This window comes from Caballeronia sp. EK (assembly GCF_014384845.1).
Taxonomy (GTDB): domain Bacteria; phylum Pseudomonadota; class Gammaproteobacteria; order Burkholderiales; family Burkholderiaceae; genus Caballeronia; species Caballeronia jiangsuensis.
The window spans coordinates 1-3,138 of the sequence record NZ_JACSUE010000061.1 but is presented as its reverse complement, the minus strand read 5'-3'; the positions used below and the strand labels follow the sequence as shown (position 1 = coordinate 3,138).

Annotated in this window: 3 protein-coding genes; 2 read left to right on the top strand and 1 reads right to left on the bottom strand. The window is 64.8% G+C overall.

The window, feature by feature from the left end; genetic code table 11:
* Nucleotides 1-371: 371 nt before the first annotated feature.
* Nucleotides 372-641, bottom strand: coding sequence for a hypothetical protein (locus IAG25_RS40960; RefSeq protein ID WP_187609870.1), 270 nt, complete (start codon nucleotides 639-641; stop codon nucleotides 372-374).
* A gap of 205 nt (nucleotides 642-846) precedes the next feature.
* Between IAG25_RS40960 and istA the strand changes: the two genes are divergently transcribed.
* Both istA and istB read left to right on the top strand, forming a co-directional pair.
* Complete coding sequence (gene istA, locus IAG25_RS40955; protein ID WP_187609869.1) at nucleotides 847-2,346, top strand: IS21 family transposase; 1,500 nt, start codon at nucleotides 847-849, stop codon at nucleotides 2,344-2,346.
* Nucleotides 2,333-3,103: an IS21-like element helper ATPase IstB gene (gene istB / locus IAG25_RS40950; protein ID WP_187609868.1), complete on the top strand. Its 771-nt coding sequence runs from the start codon at nucleotides 2,333-2,335 to the stop codon at nucleotides 3,101-3,103. Before istA ends, istB begins: the two co-directional genes overlap by 14 nt.
* The last annotated feature ends 35 nt before the right edge of the window (nucleotides 3,104-3,138 follow it).

The window sequence follows — 3,138 nt, the reverse complement described above, 5'->3', positions numbered from 1 at the left end:
TGTGAACGCCGGTCTAAATCCGACACTAAGCGACGGCGTCGTGGAATTGATCCGCTAAACGAGCGGTTTCTCGTTGAGGAATGGCAGGGAGCGTGCAGCCGGGCACTGATGGCGCTTTGTGCGTCGTAAGGAGCCCGCAGGGCGAGTGCAGACGCGCAAAGCGCGTTGGGAGATGACGGCGGCAAGCAGTTGCGGTAGAAAGGCGCTGCGCCGAAGAAACCACTGGCGCGACACCGGTAAACCGCCAAGTTCACCCCGGAGTCGCGCCACACAAGTCGCAGTGCAAAGCCACGGGGCTTAACACAGGATCGCGTGCAGCCGCAGTATTCCACGGCTCGTGCGCCCCTGTCTATCGCATTGTCTTCGGCGTTCTACGGGGATCGCCGATGACCGAAGGCAATGCTGCCGGTGGGATGCTGCCCACGGGCCGTTTCTTCCTGTGCGCCCGCTGCCGCACGCAGGTGTTCATTTGCCGCCGCTGTGACCGAGGCCAGATCTATTGCGCCGGCGGCTGTGCGCAAGCGGCCCGGCGCGCGAGCTTGCGCGAAGCGGCTCAGCGTTACCAGCGCTCCCGTCGCGGGCGTCTTGCCCATGCGCAGCGCGCCCGCCGCTATCGGGCGCAGCACAATAAAGTGACGCATCAGGGTTCACCTGCGACGGCGCCGAGTGCTCTACTGCCAGCGGACTCGATGCGCGCCGCTGTCACTCACCGTCGCGTCACGGCATCGGCGCCGGCAACAACGCATTGCCACCTATGCGGCTGTGCCTGTTCGCCGTTCGTGCGCCTGAGCCCGTTGCGCCGTCGAGCTCCTCGCTCCATCTATCGATTCCGGGGAGGCTCTGAAGGTGACGATTGACGCTGAACTCGAAGCGCATATCCTGCGGCTCTATCACGTTGAGAAGTGGCGCTGCGGCACGATCGCGCGGCAACTGTATTTGCATCGCGGCACCGTCAAACGCGTGCTCGCACAGGCGGGCCTGCCGCGCCACGGTCCGGCGCCGCGGCCTTCGATGATCGAGCCATACCTGCCGTTCATTCGCCGGACGCTCGAGAAGTATCCGACGCTCACGGCCAGTCGCCTTTACGGCATGGTGCGCGAGCGCGGCTATCAGGGTGGCCCCACGCACTTCCGGCATCTGGTCTCGCTGCACCGGCCACGTCCGGCTGCCGAAGCGTATCTGCGGCTGCGCACCTTGCCCGGCGAACAGATGCAATGCGACTGGGGTCACTTTGGTTACCTGCAGATTGGCCGCGCGCGCCGGCCGCTGATGGCCTTCGTGATGGTGCTCTCGTACTCGCGCGATCTGTATCTCCGCTTCTTTCTCGACGCGCGCATGGAGAACTTCCTGCGCGGCCATATCGGCGCCTTCAGGCACTGGGGCGGACTCGGCAGGGTCATCCTCTACGACAACCTCAAGAGCGCCGTACTCGAACGCCGGGGCGACGCGATTCGCTTCCACCCGACGCTGCTCGCCTTTGCCGCTCACTATCGGTTCGAACCCAGACCGGTGGCGATTGCGCGCGGCAATGAGAAGGGGCGCGTCGAGCGTGCGATTCGTCATGTGCGCGACGCGTTCTTCGCAGCAAGGCAGTTCGTCGATCTAGACGATCTGAATGCGCAGGCCGAGCATTGGTGCCGCACGCAGGCGGCCGATCGCCCGTGCCCGGAAGACCGGGCGATCAGTGTGCGCCAGGCGTTTGCCCAGGAGCAGCCGACGCTGCTTGCGTTACCGGAGAACCCGTATCCCGTCGAGGAAACCCTCGCCGTCAAGGTCGGCAAGACGCCCTACGTGCGCTTCGATCTGAACGACTACTCGATCCCGCACACGCACGTGCGGCGCACGCTCACTGTGCGCGCTGATCTCGAACAGGTACGCGTGCTCGACGGCGCCGAGGTCATTGCGCGTCACGATCGCAGTTACGATCGCAGCGCGCAGATCGAAGAGCCGGCGCACATCGAGACGCTCGTCGGCGTCAAACGCGAGGCCCGTCATCATCGCGGCATGGACCGCCTGGCCAGGGCTGCCCCCGCCAGTGAGGATCTGCTGCGCCGCGCGGCCGAACGCAGTGCAAATCTGGGCACCATCACGGCGGCGCTGCTGCGCCTGCTCGATCGCTACGGCGCCGCCCAATTGCAGGCTGCGATCGGCGATGCGCTCGAAAGCGGCGTGCCGCACCCCAACGCTGTGCGCCTTGCGCTGGAGCGGCGCCGTGAAGCGCGTCAACTGCCGCCACCGCTTGCCGTGTGCTTGCCGCCGCACGTGCGCCAGAAGGACACGCCGGTCCAACCGCACCGGCTCGATACTTATGACCAACTTGCTGGAGATCCCGATGAGCTCGCTTGAATCATTGCGTACGCGCGCGCACGAATTGCGTTTGCATGGGCTGCTGGCCCACTGGGCTGAAGTCGCGCAGGAGCCCTGGGTCGCTCCGCTCGTACAGTGGGAGGAAGACGAGCGAGCCCGTCGCTCGCTCGAGCGGCGCATCAAGGACGCGCATCTGGGCGGCTTCAAGGCATTGTGCGACTTCGATTGGAGTTGGCCATCACGGTGTGATCGCGGCGCCCTCGAAGAGTTGATGACACTCGGGTTCCTGAACGACGCTGCCAACGTCGTGCTCATCGGCCCGAACGGCGTGGGCAAATCAACGCTGGCGAAGAACGTCGCGCATCAGGCGCTCGTGCATGGACACACGGTGCTGTTCACTACCGCCGGCAATATGCTGGGCGAACTCGCCGCGCTCGATAGCGATTCAACGCTGCGCCGGCGCTTGCGTCGCTATGCTGCGCCTGACGTCCTGGTAATCGATAAGGTCGGCTACCTCTCATACTCCAATCGCCATGCCGATTTGCTGTTCGAGCTGATCAGCCGTAGATATCAGAACAACAGCACCATCGTCACATCGAATCGTCCGTTTGCCGAATGGCATGAAGTGTTCCCGAACGCCGCCTGTGTCGTCTCGCTCGTCGATCGCCTTGTGCATCAAGCCGAGGTCATCTCGATCGAGGGCGAGTCGTACCGTCTCAAGGAAGCGCGTGACCGGGCCGACAAACGCGCCCGCCAGCGCGGTCCCGGCAAATCTGCGAAAGGAGGTGAGTCGTGAAAGCCCCGCCGTTGCCCTCAGGCCGAACGCGCGGC

Bases quoted from the DNA above. Each gene is read 5' to 3' on its own strand.
- IAG25_RS40960 (WP_187609870.1), bottom strand. From the start codon at position 641: ATGCGTCACTTTATTGTGCTGCGCCCGATAGCGGCGGGCGCGCTGCGC.
- istB (WP_187609868.1), top strand. From the start codon at position 2,333: ATGAGCTCGCTTGAATCATTGCGTACGCGCGCGCACGAATTGCGTTTG.